Annotated in this window: 16 protein-coding genes, 3 tRNA genes and 3 pseudogenes; 10 read left to right on the top strand and 12 right to left on the bottom strand. The window is 71.8% G+C overall.

Going from position 1 to position 21,933, the window contains the following annotated elements; all coding sequences use genetic code 11:
* Positions 1 to 33 precede the first annotated feature (33 nt).
* Positions 34 to 984 carry a coiled-coil domain-containing protein gene (locus DVA86_RS31265; protein ID WP_208883358.1) on the top strand — a complete coding sequence of 317 codons (951 nt, stop codon included), beginning with the start codon at positions 34 to 36 and terminating at the stop codon, positions 982 to 984.
* A gap of 69 nt (positions 985 to 1,053) precedes the next feature.
* Here DVA86_RS31265 and DVA86_RS31260 read toward each other — a convergent pair whose 3' ends face one another.
* A complete protein-coding gene (locus DVA86_RS31260; protein ID WP_208883357.1) occupies positions 1,054 to 2,541 on the bottom strand; it encodes a sensor histidine kinase in 1,488 nt (495 codons plus the stop codon).
* Positions 2,542 to 2,743: 202 nt separating this feature from the next.
* On the opposite strand from DVA86_RS31260, the gene DVA86_RS31255 reads away from it, so the two are divergent.
* Positions 2,744 to 2,815, top strand: a tRNA-Gln gene (locus tag DVA86_RS31255).
* A gap of 225 nt (positions 2,816 to 3,040) precedes the next feature.
* A pseudogene (locus DVA86_RS35685) lies at positions 3,041 to 3,166 on the top strand (IS630 family transposase); the annotation flags it as partial.
* Here the strand turns inward: DVA86_RS35685 and DVA86_RS31250 are convergent.
* The 3 genes from DVA86_RS31250 to ku all read right to left on the bottom strand — a co-directional run bounded on the left by DVA86_RS31250 (position 3,163) and on the right by ku (position 7,179).
* Positions 3,163 to 5,055 (bottom strand): glycosyl hydrolase family 18 protein, encoded by a 1,893-nt coding sequence (locus tag DVA86_RS31250; protein WP_425471008.1) that lies wholly within the window; start codon positions 5,053 to 5,055, stop codon positions 3,163 to 3,165. The pseudogene DVA86_RS35685 and the gene DVA86_RS31250 sit on opposite strands and share 4 nt — an antisense overlap.
* A gap of 481 nt (positions 5,056 to 5,536) precedes the next feature.
* The gene (locus tag DVA86_RS31245) at positions 5,537 to 5,932 is read right to left on the bottom strand and encodes a nuclear transport factor 2 family protein (protein ID WP_208883355.1); all 396 of its coding nucleotides are present in this window, start codon (positions 5,930 to 5,932) and stop codon (positions 5,537 to 5,539) included.
* 170 nt (positions 5,933 to 6,102) lie between these two features.
* Complete coding sequence (gene ku / locus DVA86_RS31240; RefSeq protein WP_208883354.1) at positions 6,103 to 7,179, bottom strand: non-homologous end joining protein Ku; 1,077 nt, start codon at positions 7,177 to 7,179, stop codon at positions 6,103 to 6,105.
* Between the two features lie 30 nt (positions 7,180 to 7,209).
* Here ku and ligD point away from each other — a divergent pair, with 30 nt between their 5' ends.
* The gene (gene ligD, locus DVA86_RS31235; protein WP_208883353.1) at positions 7,210 to 8,097 is read left to right on the top strand and encodes a non-homologous end-joining DNA ligase; all 888 of its coding nucleotides are present in this window, start codon (positions 7,210 to 7,212) and stop codon (positions 8,095 to 8,097) included.
* A gap of 52 nt (positions 8,098 to 8,149) precedes the next feature.
* Here ligD and DVA86_RS31230 read toward each other — a convergent pair whose 3' ends face one another.
* Positions 8,150 to 8,446, bottom strand: coding sequence for a YtxH domain-containing protein (locus DVA86_RS31230; RefSeq protein WP_208883351.1), 297 nt, complete (start codon positions 8,444 to 8,446; stop codon positions 8,150 to 8,152).
* A 166-nt stretch (positions 8,447 to 8,612) separates the two neighbouring features.
* Here DVA86_RS31230 and DVA86_RS31225 point away from each other — a divergent pair.
* Both DVA86_RS31225 and DVA86_RS31220 read left to right on the top strand, forming a co-directional pair.
* A tRNA-Asn gene (locus DVA86_RS31225) sits at positions 8,613 to 8,685 on the top strand.
* 269 nt (positions 8,686 to 8,954) lie between these two features.
* Positions 8,955 to 9,028: transfer RNA gene (locus DVA86_RS31220), tRNA-Ile, on the top strand.
* A 110-nt stretch (positions 9,029 to 9,138) separates the two neighbouring features.
* Here the strand turns inward: DVA86_RS31220 and DVA86_RS31215 are convergent.
* The 7 genes and pseudogenes from DVA86_RS31215 to DVA86_RS31185 form a co-directional block, all read right to left on the bottom strand.
* Positions 9,139 to 10,677, bottom strand: a pseudogene (locus tag DVA86_RS31215) (site-specific integrase); the annotation flags it as partial.
* A 70-nt stretch (positions 10,678 to 10,747) separates the two neighbouring features.
* A complete protein-coding gene (locus DVA86_RS31210) occupies positions 10,748 to 10,984 on the bottom strand; it encodes an integrase (RefSeq protein WP_208883349.1) in 237 nt (78 codons plus the stop codon).
* Between the two features lie 398 nt (positions 10,985 to 11,382).
* Entirely contained in the window at positions 11,383 to 11,961 is a 579-nt protein-coding gene (locus DVA86_RS31205) for an XF1762 family protein (protein WP_342776387.1), read from the bottom strand.
* On the bottom strand, positions 11,958 to 13,001 hold the full coding sequence (locus tag DVA86_RS31200) for a DNA-methyltransferase (protein WP_222623388.1): 1,044 nt from the start codon (positions 12,999 to 13,001) through the stop codon (positions 11,958 to 11,960). Before DVA86_RS31200 ends, DVA86_RS31205 begins: the two co-directional genes overlap by 4 nt.
* 95 nt (positions 13,002 to 13,096) lie before the next feature.
* A complete protein-coding gene (locus DVA86_RS31195) occupies positions 13,097 to 14,356 on the bottom strand; it encodes a DNA-methyltransferase (protein ID WP_208883345.1) in 1,260 nt (419 codons plus the stop codon).
* Entirely contained in the window at positions 14,353 to 15,237 is an 885-nt protein-coding gene (locus DVA86_RS31190) for a DNA methyltransferase (RefSeq protein WP_208883344.1), read from the bottom strand. The genes DVA86_RS31195 and DVA86_RS31190 overlap by 4 nt, the downstream gene beginning before the upstream one ends.
* A complete protein-coding gene (locus tag DVA86_RS31185) occupies positions 15,234 to 16,169 on the bottom strand; it encodes a hypothetical protein (RefSeq protein WP_208883343.1) in 936 nt (311 codons plus the stop codon). Before DVA86_RS31185 ends, DVA86_RS31190 begins: the two co-directional genes overlap by 4 nt.
* Before the next feature lie 587 nt (positions 16,170 to 16,756).
* On the opposite strand from DVA86_RS31185, the gene DVA86_RS31180 reads away from it, so the two are divergent.
* From DVA86_RS31180 to DVA86_RS31165, 4 genes and pseudogenes are all read left to right on the top strand, one after another.
* Positions 16,757 to 17,743, top strand: coding sequence for a hypothetical protein (locus tag DVA86_RS31180; RefSeq protein WP_208883342.1), 987 nt, complete (start codon positions 16,757 to 16,759; stop codon positions 17,741 to 17,743).
* Positions 17,744 to 17,859: 116 nt separating this feature from the next.
* Positions 17,860 to 18,165, top strand: coding sequence for a pilin (locus tag DVA86_RS31175; protein ID WP_245997397.1), 306 nt, complete (start codon positions 17,860 to 17,862; stop codon positions 18,163 to 18,165).
* Positions 18,165 to 19,289, top strand: a pseudogene (locus DVA86_RS36455) (TrbL/VirB6 family protein); the annotation flags it as partial. The gene DVA86_RS31175 and the pseudogene DVA86_RS36455, both read left to right, overlap by 1 nt.
* A 508-nt stretch (positions 19,290 to 19,797) precedes the next feature.
* A complete protein-coding gene (locus DVA86_RS31165; RefSeq protein ID WP_208883340.1) occupies positions 19,798 to 21,879 on the top strand; it encodes an ATP-binding protein in 2,082 nt (693 codons plus the stop codon).
* Positions 21,880 to 21,933 lie beyond the last annotated feature (54 nt).

Genomic DNA, 21,933 nt, shown 5'->3' with positions numbered 1-21,933 from the left:
TGTCGCTGAACGAAGCTGAGTGAAGGGGCTCTCATGAGTACGTCGTCGCCGCACGGTTTCGTCGTCGTACGCCGTGGCTACCGTCCCGCACAGGTCGACGGCCGCGTCTCCGACCTGTACGAGGAGCGGGACGCCGCGCAGACGCGGACCGACGAGCTGACCGTGCTGATGCAGGAGCTGTCCGACGAGGCGGAGCGGCTGCGCGGCCTCGTCGCCACGCTGCCCGAGCAGACGTACGAGTCGCTGGGCACGCGCGCGCAGTTGCTGCTGGCCACCGTCGAGGAGGAGGCGGACGGCGTGCGCGCCGCCGCCCAGGACGACGCGCGGCGCGGCACCGAGGAGGCCGAGGCGGACGCGGACGCGGCGCGGCAGGCGGCGCAGACCGCGGCGGAGGACGTACGGGCGGCCGCGGAGGACGCCGCCGCCCTCGAGCTGTCCACGCGGCGGGCGGAGGCCGACGAGCTGCGGGAGGCGGCCCGGTCCGAGGCGGAGGCGCTCCGGACGGCCGCCGCGGAGGCGCTGGACGAGATGGACCGCAGGTGCGCCGCGCTCCTCGCCGACCAGCAGCGGGACCACGCGAGCCGGTCCGAGGCGCTGGACCAGGAGCTGGCCGACCGGGCGAGCGCCGCCGAGGCCCGCGTCGCCGAGATCGACGAGCACGCCCGCCGCGTGCTCGTGGACGCGCAGCGCACGCAGGCGGAGGCGGAGGAGGCGGCCCGGCGGCAGCAGGAGGACGCGGAGACGCAGAGCGCGTCGATCCTCGCGAAGGCCCGTGCCCGCGAGGAGCGCACCGAGCGCGAGACGGAACGGGTGCAGCGGGAGCATGCGGAACGGGCCGAGGAGCTCCGCGCGCGGATGACGCACATCCGCAACAGCCTCGCGACGCTCACCGGGAAGGGCCTCGGGGAGGACGAGGACGAGCAGGAAGAGGAGCAGGAGCCGGTGCCGGCCGTGCCGGCGCAGGCGAAGGCCACCGAACGCTGACGGCGGCACCGTACGGGTGCGTGTGCGCCCCTGTGCGCGTCCCGGCGCGGACGCACCGTACGGGCGGGCTCAGGCCGGGCCGCCGCCCTCCTTGGGGATCACGGCGGACACCCGGAAACCGCCCGAGTCCGTCGGCCCCGACACGAAGACGCCGCCCAGCGTCGTGACCCGCTCGCGCATGCCCACCAGCCCGTTGCCGCCGCTGGGCAGGCCCGCGTCGGCCACGCCCTCCGCCGGCGGCTCGTTCTCGACCTGGAGCGCGACCTCGTCCTCGCGGTGCGCCAGCCGCACGCGGGTACGGGCGCCGGCCGCGTGCTTGTGCACGTTCGTGAGCGCCTCCTGCACGACGCGGAACGCGGTCTGCTCGACCCGGGCCGCGTATCCGGTGCGGGTGCCCTCGACGGTCAGCTCGACGGCCATGCCCGCTTCCCGCGACTGCCCTACGAGCGCGTCCAGTTCGCCGAGCGTCGGCCCGCTGCCCGTACCGCCGCCCGTACGGCCCTGCTGTCCGTCGCCGTCCGCGCTGCCGCCACCGGACGGCGTTCCGGCGCCGCCCGCCCGGTCCGCGTCCGCGTCCGCCGCGCCCGAGGCGGCCGCCGCGAACCGGGCCAGCGGGGCCGGGGCCGAAGCGGAAGCCTCGGCCGAAGCGGAGGCGGAAGCGGAGGCGGAGGCGGAGGCGGAAGCGGAAGCAGGCTCGTTCGCCGAGTCGCCGGCGCGCAGCACGCCCAGCATCGTGCGGAGTTCGGTGAGGGCGCGGCGGCCCATGTCGCCCACCAGCGCCGCGTTCTTCGACGCCTTCTCCGGGTCCTTCAGCGCCACCGCCTGCAGCGCCGCCGCGTGCACGACCATCAGGCTCACCCGGTGCGCGACCACGTCGTGCATCTCCCGCGCGATGCGCGTGCGTTCCTCGTTGCGCGCCCACTCGGCGCGCTCCTCCGCCCGGTCCGCGAGCAGCGACAGCTCCCGCTCCAGGCCGTCCGCGCGCTCCCGCAGGCTCTCCACCAGCCGGCGCCGCGCGCCGACGTAGAGGCCGAGCAGCACGGGCGGCGCCGTGAACGCGACGGACATCAGCATCGAGATCAGCGGGATGAACCACATCGGCGGGTCGAAGTCCGGTGCCTGGCCGATGCTCCGGTGCATCCGGATGAAGGCGATCACGAAGCCGCCGACCACCTGCATCCCGGCCAGCAGCCCGATGATCCGGCGCGGTACGTCGGACGCGGCCAGCGTGTAGAACGCGACGACACTGAGCAGGAGGCCCATCTGCGCGGGCGTGACCGCGACGGTCACCAGCACCGCGACGATCGGGTAGCGGCGCCGCAGCAGCACGACGGCGCCGACGAAGACGCCCATCACGACGCCGAGCGCCACCGGCACCCCGGTCTCGTTGCCGAACTTCACGCCCTCGAACGCGCACTCGGCGACGGAGAGCACGGCGAGGACCAGATCGAACACGAAACTCCGGCGGCGCTCCCACCACCAGGGGCCGCCGCCGTCCGGCGCCCGCGCGCCGCCGCCCTCGTCCCGCGCTCGAACGACTTCCCCCGTCTCGGTCATACCGCCCAGCCTACGACCGGTCGCGACCGGTTTTCCGGCCGAGGCGCATAACGGACAGTCGGCTGGCCGAAGCCCGCGGCACGGCCGTGAAGTGCTCTCGCACCTCACTCACGTATATCGTCGCACCGAGGGTCGGCGGTGCGGCATAGTAGAGGCGTCGCCCGAGCAGGCCGAACGTGCGTCTGCCTCGGGCGATTGACGATCCCCTGTGGTGTAATCGGCAACACTGACGGTTTTGGTCCGTCCGTTCCAGGTTCGAGTCCTGGCAGGGGAGCTCACCATCCGGCGGTTCCGCCCGGCACTTCCGTACGGCGCCGCCGTACGCGTCCCTCCGAAATCCGCTCCCGTACGGTGCGCGCGCCCGCGTCCGTACGGTGCGCGCGCCCGCTCCCGTACGGTGCCGCCGCACGCCGCCCCCGCGCCCCCGTAGCTGTCCCTTAAACCCATCTGCCGCTCTCCCTTAAACCCATCTTCGGGACGTGGGTGTGCTGCGGACCAAGACATCCGTGCCTGGATCACCGCATGGAACACCGACCCCAAGCCCTACGTGTGGACCAAGACCGCAGACGAGATCCTCGAACGCCTCGCCAGCTATCTGAACAGAATTCCCGACTCAGAAGACTAGTGCTGTACGGCGCCGTCGACGCTGAAGTCGTTCTCGTACGGCGTCTGTTCGTCGACGTAGAGATTGCCCTGGTGGCCGGTGCGGTCCGGCTCCCAGGAGTTGTCGCTGCCGGCGCCGTGGAAGTCGTAGCCCTGGACGTTGAAGATGTCCATGTCCTTGGCGATCTCGGGCAGGTCCCAGCCCGCCTCGACCTTCTTCGGGTCGGCCGGGGTGAACGCGGTCAGCAGCTTGTGGTCGCCGCCGAGCGCGTCGAGCTGCTCGCGGAACTCGGCGATCAATGCGGTGTTGTTCGCCTTGTCCTCCGGGCTCCAGTGGTTGCCGGGGTGGCCGTCGGGCGAGCCGGGCCACTCCCAGTCGAGGTCGATGCCGTCGAAGATCCCGGCGGCCACGCCCTTGCCGCCCGCGCCGTTGTACTCGGGCAGGTCGCCCTTGAGGTACATGTCGATGCAGGACTTCACGAACTTCTTCCGCGAGGCGTCCGTCTTGGCGGCGTCCGAGAAGTACTTGGAGTACGTCCAACCGCCCGGCGAGATGACGATCTTCAGATGCGGGTGCTTGGCCTTGAGCTTCTTCAGCTGGTTGAAGTTGCCGCGGAGCTTGCCCCAGCCGTCGTCGGCCACGCCGTCGACGGACTGGGCGGCGGAGAAGGCGCGCCCGTAGTCCGCCTCGGCGTCGCCCGCGCCATCGCCCTGGTTGGGGTCCTGGGGGTCGGGCGAGGTGCCCTTGGTGACGCCGTTGAGGCAGGTGAGGTCCGTGGGATGGATGTTGCCGAACGCGTAGTTGATCACGTCGAGCTTCGCCGCGGCGCCGGAGGTGTCGAGGTTCCTGACGAAGTACTGGCGGCCGTAGATGCCCCACTGCACGAAGTAGCCGACCTCGGCGTGGCCGCCGTCGCCGACGGCCTCGTCTGTGGTGACCGTGAGCGTGTCGCTCGCCGGAGAGGCGTTGTCGGCGGCGTCCCGCGCCTTGACGGTGAACCGGTACTCGGTCGCGGGCGACAGCCCCGTCAGCGTGCTCGTACGGGCGTCGGCGGGCACGGTGTCGGCCAGCGTCTGGCCGCGGTACACGTCGTACGCGGCGACGCGCTGGTTGTCGGTGGCCGCGTCCCAGCTGAGCTCGACGGTGCTGGAGGTGACGTCGCCTGCCCGCAGGTTGCGCGGTGCCGTCGGCGGTTCAGGGTCGGTGGCCGGGTCGACGGTGGTGGCGGCGACGGGGGCGCTTGGTTCGCCGGTGTTGCCGCGGGTGTCCTTGGCGCGTACGGCGAACTCGTAGCGCGTCGCCGGCTCCAGCTCCCGTACGGTCGCCTCGGTGGTCGCGCTCGCGGCCACCACCGTGTCGCCGCGCAGCACCTCGTACGACGCCACCGGGAAGTCGCCCTTGGCGGCCGCCGTCCACTTCAGGCTGACGGTGCGCGCCGTGGTGTCGGCGACGGCGACTCCCGTGGGCGCCTCGGGCGGTACGGCGGGGGTGCCGTCGCACTTGTCGCCGTTGACGAGGCAGCCCGACGGTTCGGCGAGCGGGCCGGACGCCTGGAAGGTGTAGCTGTACGGCTCGGTGGAACCGTTCGCGGGCACGCGCGAGTTGTAGTGCGCGGGCGCCACGGTGACATGCGAACCGCTGACGGTCGCGGTGCCGTGGGTGTGGCCGCTGACGGTCACGCCGTCGGGCAGGTCGAACTCCAGCGACCAGCCGTCCACCGCGGCAGCGGAGTTGTTCCGGACCACGAACTTGCCCGTCCAGGACGAGCCGCTGCCGGAGCTGCTGAACTCGGCGGTGAGCGGGCCCGCTGCCTGCGCGGGGGCCGCTGGGGCGGGGGCGGCGGGCGCGGGGGCGGCCAGTCCGGTGAGACCGGCCAGCGCCAGTACGAGGACGCCGACCACGGCGACCAGCCTGCGGCGGGAACGCGGCCGGGGTGCGGACGCGGGTGTGGACGCGGGTCTGCGCCCGGGTCTGACTGCGGCTCTGCGGGATCTGCGTATGGACACGGCTCTCCTTGGGGGTAGAGGTGAGGGCCGTCCGCCCGTGCCGGGGTGACCGTCATCGGGTAGCCCCTCGGCCGGTCCGCGTCCGCGTGACCGCCGTGCCCGCGTGGGAGGCCGGCGGTGGCGTGAACGTGTCCTGTCGCTCGGGGCGCCGGACGCGCTGCGCAGCGGTATGGACCTCCAAGGCAACCGCAGTTCGCGCACGTGTCAACGCACGCACCGGGGACTTGGACCGTACCAATACACGCGTACGGGACCGCCGCTCCTGGTTCCGCACCCGTTAAAGGACTGGACCAATTCCCGGAAATTTACGCTTTCTTGACCCGAAGTACGCGGCAAGTCCCCGCCACCGCCCGCCCGTTGCCCCGCAGCGGACGTGCGCGCCCTCTCAGGCGTGCTCCGGCTGATCCACGCGCGGCGGCTCCGCGATCGGACTGAGATGGATGCAGGCGAGCCGCCACCCGTACGCGTCGTGCACCAGCAGCTGCGTCACGCGGAAGTGCCCGTCGACGTCGCGGCCGTCGTACGTGCTCTGCTGGCTCTGCACCCCGTTCGCGACCGCCGCGTCCCCGTACCGGCGCACCTGCACCGGCCGCCAGTCGAACGAGTCGTGGATCAGCCAGTCGTCGGAGTACCGCTCCAGCCACTCGTCCCGGCCGATGACGAAGCCGCGCGGGCCGACACCGTGGAAGTCCTCGGTGAGCAGACGGTCCAGCGCGGCGGCGTCCCCGCGGCGCTCCGCCTCCGCCCAGCGCCGCCCGAACTCCCTGAGTTCCTCGTCCATCCCGTGCCCTCCTCGACGTGCCGGGGATGTTCGCACCAGGCTCCGCCGTACGGCCCGTACGCGCATCACTCGGGAGAAGGCCCGGCACGTACTCCGTGTGTCAGCCGGGTGCCGCGGCCGGTACGACCGCGGGAGTACGGCCGTACCGCGGCGGGAGGCGGCCGGCCGCGTCAGGCGGACTTGCGGGGCGTCCGTTTGGCGGCGGTCTTCTTCGCGGTCTTCGAACCGGCCGTCTTCGACGCCGACTTGGCCGACGCGGTCTTCTTGGCCGCTGTCGTCTTCTTGGCGGCGGTCTTCTTCCCCGCGGTGGACTTCTTCGCCGCGGCCGTCTTCTTCGACCGGCTCGCGGACTCGGACGCCTTCCGCGCGCCGCCGGACGCCGCCTTCTTCTTCGCGGCGGTCTTCTTCGCGCCGCCCGCCCCGCCCTGCTGCCGCAGCTCGTGCACCGTGGCGCCGGCGTCCTCGCCGCGCGACTCCCGCGCCGCCTGCACGGAGTTCTCCAGCACCGCCATCAGGTCCACGACCGTGCCCGCCGGCCTGGCCGGAGCCCGCTCGCCCTCCGCCGGAACGACGCCCTCCTCCTTCGCCGCGACCAGCTCCTCGACCGCCTCGCGGTACTCGTCGTGCAGGTCCGCCATGTCCAGCTCACCCAGCGTCTCCATGAGGGTGTCCGCCAGATCCAGTTCCGCGTCCCGTACGGCGACGCTCTCCGTCGGCGCCATCCCCTCCGCGGGCCGGATCTCGTCCGGCCACAGCATCATGTGCAGCGTCAGCGTGTCCTCGTAGACCCGGAGCATCGCCAGGCTCTCCCGGCCGCGCAGCGCGAGCTTGGCGATCGCGACCTTGCCCGACCGGCTCAGCGCGTCCCTGAGCAGCACGTACGGCTTGCTCGCGCTCTTGCCGTCCCCCGCCAGGTAGTACGAACGGTCCAGCTGGATGGGGTCGATCTCCTCGGCCGGCACGAACGCCAGGATCTCCACGGTCTTCGCCGTCGGCAGCGGCAGCGAGGCCAGCTCGTCGTCCGTGAGCTGGACGTTCGTACCGTCGGCGGTCTCGTACGCCTTGCCGATCTCCTCGTTGGACACTTCCTGCCCGTCGAGCTCGCACACCTTGCGGTACCGGATCCGCCCGCCGTCGGCGGTGTGCACCTGCCGGAACGACACACTGTGACTCTCAGTGGCCGAAATCACCTTGATCGGGATGGAGACCAGCCCGAACGATATGGACCCTTTCCAGATGGAACGCATCTTCTGCCCCTTCTATGGGACTCTCAGAATATGCCCATAGCGGACATCGAAGGCCACCGAGTGGCGCTCAGCAACCTCGACAAGGTGCTCTATCCGGCCAGCGGCTTCACCAAGGGCGAGTGCGTCCACTACTACGCGTCCGTCGCCGACGCCGTCCTCCCCCACCTGCACGGCCGCCCCGTCTCGTTCCTGCGCTGCCCGGACGGCGTGGACGCGGAGAAGTTCTTCGCGAAGCACGTGCCGCCGGGCACCCCCGACTGGGTGACCCGCTGCGAGGTCACCCGCAGCGGCGACCGTACCGGCGAGCAGATCCTGCTCCAGGACCTGGCCTCGCTGGTGTGGGCGGCCAACCTCGCCGCCCTGGAGCTGCACACCCCGCAGTGGCGTGCCGAGGCCGAGCGGCAGGCGGACCGTATCGTCTTCGACCTCGACCCGGGCGAGGGCACCGGCATCCTCGAGTGCCGCGAGGTCGCCGTCTGGCTCCGCGATCGGCTCGCCGCGGACGGGCTGACCGCCCTGCCCAAGACCTCCGGCGCCAAGGGACTGCACCTGCTCGCCGGGCTGCGGCCCGCGGACTCCTCCGAGGTGTCCGCGTACGCGAAGCAGCTCGCACGCGAGGCGGAGGCCGCGCTGCCCGACCTCGCGCTGCACCGCATGACCAGGTCACTGCGGGCCGGGAAGGTGTTCGTCGACCACTCGCAGAACTCGTGGGCCAAGACCACGGCCACCCCGTACACCCTGCGCGCGAGGTCCGCGCCGACCGTCTCCGCGCCCGTCACGTGGGGCGAGCTGGAGGCCGCGGAAACCGCCGACGACCTGGTGTTCCTCGCGGGCGACATGCCGGAGCGGCTGCGCCGGCACGGCGATCTCCTGGCCCCCCTGTTCGACCCGCCGCGGGCACAGCCACCCCTTCCCTGAACCTCCCCCGTCCCCTCGGTACCGCCGGCGGCTCCCCGCCTCTTACGTCGCGTTACGTCGCGCTCGTACCCCAATCGTCGTCCACGGGCGTACGGCGGTCGCGGAGCGCCTGCACCTTCTCCGTCACGGAGTCGGGCAGCCGGTGCCCGACCTTCTCGTTGACGGAGTCGAACGCCTTCGTGGCCATGTCGCGGCCGTTGTGCGCGGCGGACTCGGCGGCGTTGCGGACAGCGGGGTTCTGCGCGAACTGCTGTGCGCTCTCCCGCATCTGCTCATAGCGCTCCCTGCCGGAGCGCGTGCCGAGCACGTACCCGATGGCCAGCCCGGCGATGAACGTGAGGCGATGCATGGCACACCCTTTCTCTTGCTGATGGTTCCCTGGCCCCCGGTTGCCCGCGGCCTGATCACGGGGGCGGGCACGGATACCGATTTCGGCGCACCCCCTGGCATGCGCTAATGTATTGCCCGCAGCGAGGGAACGCCCCCCGGAGTCCGGGACCGGCGAGTCCAAGCGGTCCCCTGTAGCTCAATCGGCAGAGCAGCCGGCTGTTAACCGGCAGGTTACTGGTTCGAATCCAGTCGGGGGAGCACCACGCAAAGGGCCCCAAGGGGCCCTTTTCTCTTGCCGCCGCCCCATCCGGGCCACCCGCCCCTGCCCGCCCCACGGGTCGGCACCGGGGGCCCGGCACCGGCACCGCGCCCCGGCCGCACGGGGAACGAAACGCCCAGGTGGCCACCGTTCCGCCCACCACGGACGTCAACGCCGGTGGCGGTGTCCCCCCGGCACGGGCGGGAGATCGTATGAGCAGCTATGCTGCGGCAGACGGCGCGCACACCTGTGCGCGGCGCGCCGTTACGGGGCGGTAGCTCAGCCGGTTAGAGCAGCGGACTCATAATCCGTCGGCCGTGGGTTCGAGTCCCACCCGCCCCACCCTGAGCCTCCGCCGAGGAAGCGCTCTGACCTGTATTTTCGGCCTTGTGTCCTGGCTTCATCGCCCGTGGCGGAGCCGTTGCCCGCGCCTTGTCAGCTGCTGGCGGGAGCGAGGCGGGAGCGGATGTGCGATCGGCTGCTGCGCGCCGTGCCCGGGGCACGAGGCGGGCGGCCTTCTCGGCGACCTCGTGGTCGACCTCGGGCAGCAGACTGGTGTAGGTGTCAGAGGTCAGCGTGATCGTGGAGTGCCGCAGCACCTCCTTGATCGTGTGCAGATCGCCTCCTCCGGCGTGCTGGAGAGTCGCGGAGACGTGCCGCAGGTCCCGCAGGCTGATCGGTGGAAGGTCGGTGCGGGCGAGGATGCGGCGGAAAGCGTCGGAAACTATCTCCGGGTGCAGCCAGCTCCCGTCCTCCCGGGTGAACACCTTCCCGGTGTCCTGCCACGCGTCTCCCCACTGCAGCCGCTCCTGGTTCTGCCGCTCGCGGTGTGCGCGCAGCACGGCGACGGTGAGGCTGTCGAGCCCGATGGTAGCCGCGCTGCCGTCCGTCTTCGGCTCCGACTCGTACGGTTCCCACTGGTCGACCACGATCGTCTTCGCCGGGGTGAGTAGAGCGGCATCGAGGTCGAGGTCGGTCCACTCCTGCCCGACCGCCTCGCCGCGCCGCAGGCCCCGGAAACCGATCAGGTGGAACAGCGAGTACAGGCGGTCGCCTTCGGCCTCGTCGAGGAAGGTACCGAACTGCTGCGGGGTCCACACCATCACCCCCGAGGGGATCTCCCCGGTCTCGCGCCACCGCTTCACCCGCGCATCGGTCCACAGCACCGGCTTGGGCCGCTGCCCGGAAGCCAGCTCGACGTGTGCGGCCGGGTTGAAGGTGATCAGCTGCTGGGTGATAGCCGCGTTCAGCGCGGCCCGCAGCGTGCGCCGGATTCCGTGACAGGTGGCCGGGCCGGTGGGCTTCCGGAACGGCTTCATCTCGGCGAGCTCGGCGCGCTCCTTGTCCAGCCGCGCCCGCTCCTCCTCCGGTGGCCTGCTTCGTTTTCCCCAGGTGGCGCGTGCGGTCTGTTCCCGGCGTGCTTGATTCTCTGCCGCGATCACCTCGTTCTCGTCCGCGATGGCGTCGAACATCTGGATCAGCTGGCGAAGGCTGAGCCGGTCCAGCCGGATGGTACCCAGGTTCGGTTTGAGGTGGACGCGGATATGCGACGCGTAGCCGTTCCGCGTCGTCCTGCGGATCTTCTTCTTCGATGCGAGCCAGGTATCCAGCCACTCGCCCACGGTCACCCGGGACGTGAAGGACTGGCCCGCGATGAGTCGACGGCGCGTCACGTCGATGTCGGGGAGGGGCGCCTTCTCTTCTGCGGTCTTCTCCAGCAGATCCCCGATCTTGCAGAGTCCTTCGCCGCCATCCTCCTCCGGGAGCGCGAGCAGACTGCGCACGTGGTCCAGATCGGCCTGAGCCTTGGTCGCGGTGTCGTATCCGCCACGCGTGAAGGAGCGGCGGGTGCCGTCCTCGCGAGCAGGGAGTTCCTGGCGTATCGAGTACGTGCCGTGCTTGCGTTGCCGCCGCTTCGGGCACCTGGCTCCCCAGGGCTTTCCCGTTTCCGGGTCCCGGCAGTGGCACCGCCGGTAGGTCGAGCCCTTCATGGATCTTCCTCCTCACTGCCCTGTCGAGGGCGGGGAAGGCGCGCAGAGGTGCGCGCTCTCGATGTGTGGATCAGGCGGCGCGAGTGGCGGGCCCGGGGGACGAAGACTGTGTTCCGGGGTCGATGCCGAGGTAGCTCAGGAGTTCGCTGCGGCTCACCCGGTACGTGCTGCCGACGCGTAGCACCCGTACTGGATACTCACCGCGCCGGGCGAGGGCGTATCCGGTGGAACGGCGGAGCGCGAGCGCCCTATTCGCTGTGTCGAGCGGGAAGCTCACGGGCAGCTCGAGCAGTTCCTGGACCGTCATGCTCCGCACCGCCGAAGACGCCGACGATACAGATGAGAGCGAGCGGTTGGGGGTGTCGTTCCCCATCATCTACTCCTTCTTCTCGTCCTTCTCGATTCGCTGTGCTTCATCACCAGGTGCGACGGCCGTACGCTCATCGGCCTGAACGTGTTGCCGCTGGCGTCGCCATAGGTGGGTGGGCCTGGGCCTCGTTCCTCGTCACGGTGCCGGACACCGCTGCCGTCATCAGGTGTGGCGAGGGACGCGAGAGCCGACCTGGACAGGGCCAGGGAGTGAAACAGCTGGTCAGGCCCCGTCGCGGGCCTGCGAGTGTAACGCCGGCCGGGCGGGAATGGAGGCCCCCAAGTCGGGCTGGACGGCTCGGGCGAAGGCCCTGGTGCGTGCCCGTGGTCGGCACATCAGGCTCGGTGGTCGCAGGCGCGCGGCAGAGGGTGCGCGCCGCCTGGGGTGCGAGCGATCTCCCACCGGGTGCGGCGAACGGGGCGGGCCTGTGATGGTCTGCGGCGGCTGGGCCGGTCCCACCCGTGGTGTGCCGCACTCGTGGTGATGGGGCGCCAGCCTGCGGCGCGCAGGCTGGCGCCGTGTTCGCCGTGCTCGGTGTAGGTGAGCAGCCGGTGGTATCCCATGGCGCGGGCTGTTCGCCAAGCGGCTGCGTACAGGGTGGAGTTTGCGTTGAGCGTCCCATCGGTGCAGGTGCGGGACACCTCCGCGGTGCGGCCGTCATCGAGATGCCGTGCGACGGGTCGTCCGACCACGGCGACCCCGACGAGGGCCTGGTGTGCGGCCACGCCGAGAGCGAACTTCATTCCCTGCGGTGGCTGGTGGTGCCGGTGATGCTCGGCGATGATCGCGCATGCCAGCCGGAAGGTGACCGGCACCACCATCAAGCCCTGCGGGACTGCCGTGGCGTTCTGACGAGGGCGGCGTGGTGGTGTCGGCTCTTTCGGCCGGGTGAGCGAGGAACTCTTGTTGTTCATATCCCCTCCTGCCTCAGGCTGCTGTCCTCGTCGGCTTTCACTCGGCGTTGGCGTGCCAACTGCTGATCGGCGAGGTGCTGGTAGGTGAGGTTGAGGTCGATTCCGATGTAGGTGCGGCCGAGTTGGCGGGCGGCCAGGGCGGTGGTGCCGGTGCCGCTGAAGGGGTCCAGAACGGTACCGGCCGGTGGGCACCCGGCGGCGATGCAGCGCAGCGGCAGGTCGAGAGGGAAGGCGGCGGGGTGCGGAGCTCGGCGCTGGGGGGTGACCGGGATGCTCCAGAGGTCTCCGGGGTTGCGCCCGCGGGGCGTCGCGCCGCGGGCGGTGTCACAGGGCTGGGGCCAGGTGCCGCGGGCGGTGTTCAGTTTGTTGCCGGAACGGTGCGCACGGCGGGCCAGAGAGCGGTCACCGGTGTAGGGCTGCCGGATCGGGTCGAGGTTGAAGTAGTAGTGGGGCTGTTTCACCAGGAGAAACAGCAGTTCGTAGCGGCACGTGAGCCGGTCGGTGGTGGGGAAGGGTGCGGCGTTGGGCTTGTGCCAGATGATGGCGTTGCGCAGGATCCAGCCGTCGTTCTGCATGGCGAAGACCGTTCTCCAGGGCATGCCGAGGAGATTCTTGTGCGGCAGGCCGGAGGCGGGCCGGAAGCGGGGCTGGCGATATTGGCCGGGGCGTGTGCAGTGGTAGCCGTCGCTGTTGGCGGCGTAGCTGTCGCCCAGGTTGAGCCACGCAGTGCCAGTATCGGTCAGCACGCGCGCGAGTTCGGCGAACACCTGCCGCAGGTGGTCGACGTAGGCGTCGGGAGAAGGTTCCTGGCCGTACTGGCGATCGGTCCACCGTGCGCCGCAACGCGAGCACTGCTGGGTGGTGTTCACCCTGTCCGGGGGCTCGTCTTCGGTTGCGGGATGCGGGCAGTGCGGGTTGCCGCCGCCGCTCCAGGTGCCGGTGTCGTAGTCCCGCAGCCGCCAGTAGGGCGGGGAGGTGACGACGCAGTCCGCCGAGGCGGTCGGCAGGGTCGCGAGGATTTCGACGGCGTCGCCGGTCAACAGCGTGACACCGTCGCACGGGTGAGCCGCGGGAGGTGCCGCGCCGCGGTGTGCCGTGCCGAGGTCGCGTCCTTTCGGGGAGGGTTGTCGGGTGTTCATGCCGCCTGCCGGTGCGGGGAGTCGGGGGTGTCGGGTTGTGGGAGTCCGAGGCGGTCCAGGGCGATGTCGTGGAAGGCGGGGTTCACGTCGATGCCGAGGTAGGGCCGCTCCAGTTGCTGTGCGGCAAGGCCGGTGGTGGCTGCGCCGCTGAAGGGGTCCAGGACGGTGCCGGCCGGTGGGCATCCGGCGGCGATGCAGCGCAGTGGCAGGTCGAGGGGGAAGGCGGCGAAGTGCGCGGCCCGCAGCGGCCGGGTGGCGATCGACCAGACGTCGCCGGGGTTCTTGCCGCGCGGGTGGGCGCTGTTGTGCTGCCGTCCGGTGGGTCGCATGGCGGCTCCGGGCGGGCGTGCGGGGAAGGCGGCGGTGTCGGTGTCGGTGTACTTGCCTTGGCCGTAGCGGCTGTTGCCCCGGCGGCGGGAGGTGGCGTCGATACCTCCGTGGCGGCCTTTGTTCGCCCCGCCGATCACCATGCCCTCGGTCAGGGCTTCCGGGCGGGCCAGGGGTTCACGGATGGCGTCCAGGTCGAAGTAGTAGCGCTGCTGCTGCACCAGCAGAAACAGCATCTCGTACCGGTTGGAGAGCCGGTCCTGGACAGATTCGGGCATGGCGTTGGGCTTGTGCCAGACGATGGCGTTGCGCAGGATCCAGCCGTCCGCCTGCAGGGCGAACACCGTTCTCCAGGGCATGCCCAGGAGGTTCTTCCGGGGAAGCGTGCGGGTGCGGTCGACCCCGGCGCTGCGGACGGACTCGCGCAGCAGCCCGCCGTCCATCGGGCTGTTCAGGGTGCTCTTGCCCATCGGGTTCTCGGTGCGGCCGGGTGGTGTGGCGCTGTAGGAGTCGCCGAGGTTGAGCCACACCGTGCCGGTGGCGCTCAGTACGCGGCGCAGTTCGGCGAACACCTGCCGCAGCCTGTCGATGTACTCCTCCGGTGTTGGCTCCAGGCCGTATTGCCGGTCTTCGCGGACCGCGCCGCAGCGCAGGCAGGTGCGGGGATGGTCGCCGCGGTGCGCGGCCGAGGCCGGATAGGGGGCGTTGGGGTGCTTGGTCTGCGTGGTGTTGGTGCCGCGTCCGGTGGAGTGGGCGCAGGCGGAGTCGCCGCCGGTCCAGGTGCCGGTGCCGTAGTCGCGCAGGCCCCAGTACGGGGGCGAGGTGACCACGCAATCGGCGCCGTTCTCGGGGAGTTCGCGCAGCATCTCGATCGCGTCGCCGGTGTAGAGGGTGACGCCGGGGTGGGCGGAGTACGGACGGCGCCTCATGCTGCCCTCCCGCTGAGGAGCTCAGCGCGGGCACGGTGATCGGACAGGCTGGCGCCGGTGGCCGGGCGGCGCACGGCCGCTGCTACGGCAGCTGGTGGCGGGGCCTGGAAGACGAGTACTTCGTGGTGCGCGGGGAGCATGACCGGCTGCCTCGTGGCGCGCTCGTGGCGTGCGGCGGCGCGGCGCTGGGCCAGCGAGGAGCGCACCACCAGCCGGGAGCCGCGCAGTTCCGCGGTCAGAGCGACGCACCGCTCCACCGGTACCAGGCCGGCTGCGCGCCCGCTGGCCGCGAGGTCTCCCGGCGGAGCGAGCAGCCGTCCCCGGCTACGACGCGGAACGACGAGAACGACGTGACCGCCGGGGCGCAGCAGCTCCCGGTAGGGGTCCAGCAGGGCACGCAGAGGTTCGGTGGCCGCGCGCGGGGCGCGCGCCTCGGCGCGATCTTGGGCGGCGGCGTACGGATGGGGGCGGGGCCAGGTGGTGAGGATCAGGTCGATGTGGCCGAGGTAGCCGGTGAGTTGCCCTACGGCGGCGTCGGTCGGGGTGTCGAGGACCATGCCGTCCGGTGCGGCGTCGTGGCGTTTGGCGGCGGTGACGTTGGCGCGGGCGATGGGCCACCACCGGTGCCGGGTGAGGCCGATGGCGTCGCGCCCCGCCCGCAGGGCTTCGACCAGGACGGTGCCAGCCCCGCACGCGGGATCGAGCACCCTGTGGCCGGGGCGGGTGTATGCGGTGATGGCGTGGGCGGCGATGGCCGGTGGAATCCGTGCGCCATCGCGTACGGTCTCCGCGACGTAGGGGCCCTGGGCGAGCTGGGTGCGGCCCTCGTGTTGTCCGGTGACCCAGACCGAGACCGGCGGGGACGGGTGTCGGGACGTCAACGGCCTTCCTCCTCGGGCGTGGTGACGGTGGCCTCGCGCGTGCTGCGGGTGAACAGCAGCAGGTCGTGGTGAATGCGGGTGTGGGGCGGCCCAGCGGTATCCGCCTGCGCGGGCGGCGAACCTGCCGCCGCCGGAAGATCCGAAGTGGCCAGGGCGCTGCGGCGGATGGGGACCTCCAGGAGGACCACGCGATCCAGGACGCTGAGCCCCGCACGGTGGGCGGTGTCGGTCAGGACGCCGCTGGGGTCGATCAGCCGCCCCTGCTCTCGGTCACTGTGTGTGATGAAGGAGAGGGTTCCGGACGGGGACAGCAGGGCGCTCCATGCAGTGGTGGCCACCCAGTCGGTGGCGCGCGGGGAGACGAAGGTGATCACTGCGTCGAACCGGTCCGGACCCGGTCCGGCGGCGCCCGTCGGCCCGGTCGGGTGTGGCGGGTCGGTGGGAGTCGGTGTCGGGTAGGCCGGGGTCGGTGCGAGTCGGGGGACGGACTGCGGCCCCTTCGGTACGTCGGTCCCGGCGCCGAGTGTTGCTCCGGCGGGGTGGGCGGCCCGCACATGGAGGGTGCGGCCAAGGCTGGCGGCCGACTGCGCCGCCTCGGTCAGTCCGGTCAGCAGACCAGACCCCGACTCGGCGCAGCAGGAGGCGAACTCCCGCTCGGTGGTGCCCCTCGCGCCCCCGTGGGGCGGGGCGAGCAGCAGGACCCGCTGCCCTGGCTGCGTGTAGAGGGCGACGATTTTGACGATGGCGCCCAGCAGCCATCCGGGAAGCGTCTCCGCCTCCGGGTGGTCTGCTTCCGGCGCGGCGGGCCACACCGAGCCGCGGCGCCCGCACGCGGTGTTGGTGTTCCGCGCGCCGCTGGTACTGCCTCCGGTATCGGGCGGGCCCGGGAACTGTGGTGTGCCGCCTGCGCTGTCCGCCGGTTTGTGGATCATGTGAACCTCTCTGGTGCCGTGGTGCCCGGACACCAGAAAAGACCGGATTCTGGGGCCGTTTTGGACACGCCGACCCCGACTTCTTCCCGGCACTGCTGCGGGCGCGGCGTCGAGGGGAACTGAGCTGGGGCTTCACATCGGCAGACCTTCCGGAAGCCCCGGCGGGAACACCTCACACCTTCCGGATCTGTCCACGACGGTTGCTTTCCGTGTGCCCTCGCAGCGGTGTACTCCGAGAATTCCTTGATGCCTTTTCTTCTCTCCCGGTGTGCATGTGCGGCCGATACGTTCCCCGTGTGACCGTGCCGCTGTCAGCGGACTGCTAAGGATCGCCTACAGCCCGCTTAAGAACTGCCTACAGCACCCCTAAAGACGCAGGTCAGAAGCAATTAAGGCACCTGCCTGGTGGCCGTGTGTGCTCCGCGTCCCAGGGCCGCCACACCCGCGGCAACAATGCGGATTTAAGCGTTCCTTAGTAACTGCCGCGGCACGCCAAGAAGTTCACCTTGTTGATTTCTTGGCGGTTTCTTGTCGGTGGCCTGCCTTCCTTGAGGCTCCGCTTTTCCTCACCGAGTGAAGGAGTCACCATGTCTGGCCGCGACCACGCCAGTTACCCCGGCAGCCGAGTGTTGTTGCCGTTGGATACCGCCCGGCAGTGCTTCACCTATCTGGTGACCGGCCCGGAGCCGTTGTCCGTTGATGGCCGGGCTTTCTCCGGGCTACCCAACCGCCCAGTGCCGCTGGATGAGTTGCGGGACCGGATGCTGCGGCGCCGCTTCCCGCGTCATACGCGTGACGCGGTCTGGGCCCACCTGGTGCAGCGCTCGCGGACTGAGGGCGCCACGTGGACGCTGGCGTGCACCGGGATGGCGCTGCCCGCCCTGGCCGGCATCGCCCGTCGCCTGGCCGCCCGGTATCCCGGCGACGCCTTCGATGCGCATGCCGAGGTGCTCTCCGGCTTCCTCACGGCGCTGGCCGACATCGATCTGCGGCGCCCGCGGGTGCTGGTTCGGCTGCGGTGGGCGGCCTACCGGTCCGGGGGCGCGGCGCTGGCCGAGGCACTGGACGCCCCACCCCCGATCGCTCCCGACAGCTTCCGCTCCACCCCGCCGAAACCGCCGTGGGGTCACCCCGACCTCGTCCTGGCCCGCGCGGTCCGTCTGGGGGTCCTGACCCGGACCGAGGCCGACCTGATCGGGTCGACTCGTCTGGACGAGGACTCCCTCGCCGACTGGGCCGCCGCGCACCAGATGTCGGCCGAGGCCGCCTACAAGGCCCGCAAGCGGGCCGAGCACCGACTGATCGACTTCGTGCGTGAGCGGGTCCGTGACACCGACCCCGGCGACCCGGTCGCCTACAGCGTGACCGTCAACTCCTCACCCGACGCCAGCCCTCAGACTCCAGCCCCTTCACGCTCAGTCACCGCCGTGGGCGGGGGCGGTCGGGGAGACACGGCGGAAAAACCTTCGGTCCGCGTGTCCAAAACGGGCTCGAAATCCGGCCTTTTGAGGTGCGGGGGGTCTCCACCGCCCGCACTGGACCCGTCGTCTTCGGAGGTGCCCCGATGCGCCTGACCCCACCCCTTCCCGGCGTCTGCCGCTCGAAGCACAGCACTACGACGAGCGGGCACTGGCCTCCGGCCGTACGGCGATGCCGCCGCTGGCCGGGCCGGTGCCTGTTCCTGGTGACCGTGGCTGTGCTGGTACCGGTGCTGGTCGCGCCGGCGGCGCACGCGGACCCGGGGCAGGTGCTGGCGTTGGCCAAGGACGTCGACACGGTCCTGAACAACATCCGCAAGTGGATCATGGGGATCCTGGCGGGGCTGGCGACGGTGATGCTGACCGTCGGCGGCGTGCGCTACCTCCTGGCCGCGGGCGACCCCGGTGAGGTCGAGAAGGCCAAGACCGCGTTCCGTTCGGCCGGGTTCGGCTACGGGCTGGCCGCGCTCGCCCCGCTGGTGGTGGGGATCCTCAAGGGCATCGTGGGGGCCAACTGATGGCACCCGCCCCGCGCTTGCCCTCCTGTGACCGCCCCGGCCCGGACGCCTCCAGCCGGGCCGGGGCCCGCCCCCGGCACCGACCGTCCTCCGCTCCACCGCGCGGGCCGGCACACCGGCGACCTGTGCGTTGGCACCGGCTGGGCTGGGTGCTGTGCGCCGTGGTGGTGCTCGTCCTGACAGCGGGCGTGGTCTCCGCCCGTGCGGAGCCCGCTCCGGACCCTCCGGAAGCTCCACCGGCGCCGACCGCGCCCGCACCCAGCCCCACGCAGCCCGAGCCCACGCCGTCCCCTTGCAGCGGCTCCGACTGCAATCCGGAATCCGATGCCCCGTCCTCACCCGCACCGTCCGGGGACCCGCCCAAGCTGGAAGATCATCTCGACGACGGGGGCGGCGGCGTCACCGGCCGGATCGAGGACGCCATCAACGGCGCCATCACCGCCTTTTTCAAGGGCATCGTCATGGCCGCCCTCAACCCGCTGCTGGATCTGCTGGGCAACACGCTGCTGACCACCCCGACCCCCCAGCAGCTGCCGCGGATCGGCGAGCTGTGGACCAACTCCTGGCACATCGTCGTCGCCAGCTACTCGATCCTGATCATGATCGCGGGCCTGGTCCTGATGAGCCACGAGAGCATCCAACGGCGGCACTCCGTAAAAGAGATCGCCCCCCGCATCCCGCTCGGCTTCCTCGCCTCCGCTCTCTCCCTGCTCCTGGCAGGGAAGGCGGTCAGCCTCGCCAACGCGCTCTCCCACGCGGTCATGGGCGACGGCGTCGACGAGGGCACCGCGGGTGAGGCGCTGCGCGACTTCATCCTGAACCCGCTGGACGAGAGCGGCAGCATCTTCCTGATCATCCTGGGCATCGTCCTGGCCGGATCGATCGTCGCTTTGCTGGTCACATACGTCGTACGGGTCGCTCTCACCGTCATCCTGATCGTCGGGGCACCCCTTGCCCTGATGTGCCACGCCCTGCCGCAGACCGACGGCGTCGCCCGCTGGTGGTGGCGCACCTTCGGCGGCGTGCTCGCCATTCAGATCGGCCAGTCCCTGGCGCTGGTCGTCGGCGTCCGGGTCCTGCTCGACCCGGACAACACCTCCTGGTTCGCGACGAGTTCCGACGGACTGGTGAACCTCATCCTGGCGCTGGCGCTCATGTACATCCTGGTCAGGATCCCGTTCTGGATCCTGAGCTCCACCCGGGTCGGTCACGGACGCTCCCCAGTCGGCGGCCTGCTGCGGGGCGTCATCCTCTACCGGACGATGAGGCTGCTGCGCGGCGGAGGTGGCGGAGGAGGACCTGCGCCAGGCCCCGCCCACCCCCCGCCGCGCGCGCCCCACCCCGCCCACGCCGCCCCTGCTCCGCCCCCCCCCCCCGCCCACCCCCCTCCGCGCCCCCCCCCGCCCCCCCCCGCCCCCCCACCCGCCGATCCCCCCCAGGGCGCTCCCGCAGCCCGCGACCCACCGCCCGCCCCCCCCCCCGCCCCCCCCCCCCCCCCCCCCCCCCCCCCCCCCCCCCCCCCCCCCCCCCCCCCCCCCCCCCCCCCCCCCCCCCCCCTCCCCGGCGTCCCCGGCGTCCCCGGCGCCCCGGCAGCTGCCGCTGGCCCCCGGCGAACTGGTCGGCCGTACGGACGTGCTCACGCAGGTGGCCGACAGGCTGCGCGGGGCGGCGCCTTCCGGAGAGCCGGCCATGGTGGCCGTCACCGGGCCCGGCGGTGTCGGCAAGACCGCGTTCGCCGTGTATCTCGCCCACCGGTTGGCCGGAGCGTTCCCGGACGGGCAGCTCTACGCGCGGCTCGGCGGGAGCGGGTTCGACGCCCGGTCGAGCGCGGCCGTGCTGGCCCGGTTCCTCCAGGCACTCGGCGTCCCCGGCACCGGCGTACCGGGTGAACTGGAAGAGCGTGCCGCGCTGTTCAGGGAGCTGCTCTCCGCCCGCCGGGTGCTGATCGTGCTCGACGACGTCGTGGACGAGGCGCGGCTGCGGCCGCTGCTGCCCGGCCGCACCGGCAGCGGGCTCCTGGTGACCAGCCGCAGACGGCTCACCGGGATCGAGGGACTGCACCCGATCGCCCTCCGCGTGCTCCCCGACGACGCCGGGACACGGCTGTTCCGGCAGGTGGCCGGAGAGGCCCGCGTCGAGGGGTACGCCACCGCGGCGGCCGACATCGTCCGCGCGTGCGGCGGCCTGCCGCTGGCCATCCAGCTCGCGGGCGCGCGGCTCGCCGCCCGTACGAACTGGACGGCCGCCGATCTCGCGCGGCGCATCGGCGACACCGGCAACCGGCTCGACTGGCTGGAGCTCGGGGACCGGGGCGTACGGACCACTCTCACCGAGAGCTACTCCGGCCTCACCTCCGACCAGCAACTGCTGTTCCGCAGGCTGGGTTCGCTCGACATGCCGGAGTTCCCGGGGTGGTTGCCGGTCGCGGCTCTCGACCGGGACGCGGGCCACGTCGACAGGCTTCTCGACGATCTCGTGGAAGCGCATCTGGTCGAGCCCGCCGACCACGGCCCCTGCGGCCCCCGCTACCAGATGCACGACCTGGTCCGCTCGGTCGCCGGTGAACTGTCCCGGGCCACCGACACCCCCGAGGCCCGTCGCGCCGCGCACGGCAGGGTCTGGCACGGGTGGCTCGCGCTCGCGGCGGCGGCCGACGCGCGGCTGCCGCACTGGTACGGCCTCGACCCCGCGCCCGGAGCGAGGTGGCGGCCGTCGGAGGAAGCCCTGGCCGCGGCCCGCGCAGACCCGATGGGCTGGTTCGACGGGGAACGGGACGCCCTGCTCGCGGTGGTGCGGCAGGCCGGCCGTACGGACTGCCCGGAGGTGGTCTGGCCGCTTGTCCAGCACCTGTCCACGTACCTGGATCTGCGCGGCCGGTACGACGACTGGGCGGACGTGCTGACCTGGGGCCTCCACGCCGCGGACGAGACGGGCGACGCGCAGGGCAGGGCCACCATGCTGGGGCTGCTGATGCTCGTGCAGGCCAACCGCGACGACCACGACGGCGGACTGTCCTACGCGAAGCAGGCGTTCGCCGCGTACCGGTGCGTCGCGGAGCGCGGCGGCGCGCCGCAGCCCGCCCCGGACTCCGGCCGGCAGCCCACGGGAACGCTCCCTCCCGGACACGCCGAACTGCTGCTCCTGGCCCGTGGCGACGGTGGCGAACGCGACGGCCGGGAACGCGACGACGTGGCCGTGGGTTTCGCCGCCTCCAGGCTGGCGCTGGCCGGCCGGGCGGCCGGGGCGGACTACGACTACCCGATGCTGTTCGAACGCGCGAGGGACGCCTTCCGGTCCGGCGGTATCCACCTGTTGGAGGTGTGGGCGCTGAAGCACGTCGCGCTGATCCACTGCCGTCGGCACCGCTTCGCCGAGGCACAGGAGTGCATGGAGAGAGGCGCCGCGATCCTCGACGGGCTCGGCGACACCACCGCCCCCGCCTACCAGGGCGGCGACCTCGCCGGAGTCGCCGTCGCCTTCGGCCGCCCCGACCTCGCGGAAGAGATGGCGAACGAAGCGCTGGCCCAGGCCAAGGGCACCGGGAACGCGTGGATTACGGGCCGGGCCCTGCTGACCCTCGGCCAGGTCCACGACGCCCGCGGCGACCGTCGCGCCGCGGTCGGGGCGTACGAGGAGGCGCTGGCGGTCTGGCGCCGGCTCGGCGTCCCGAAGCGGGTCGAGCAGGTGGCGGAGGCGCTCGCCGCGTACCGCTGACGGCCCGCGCCGCGGCCGGAGTGGCCACGGCGGGGCCGTCTGCGGTCCCCCTCC

The organism is Streptomyces armeniacus (assembly GCF_003355155.1).
Taxonomy (GTDB): Bacteria; Actinomycetota; Actinomycetes; order Streptomycetales; family Streptomycetaceae; genus Streptomyces; species Streptomyces armeniacus.
Note: the sequence above shows the minus strand (reverse complement) of the source record. Positions and strands in the feature narration are given on the sequence as shown.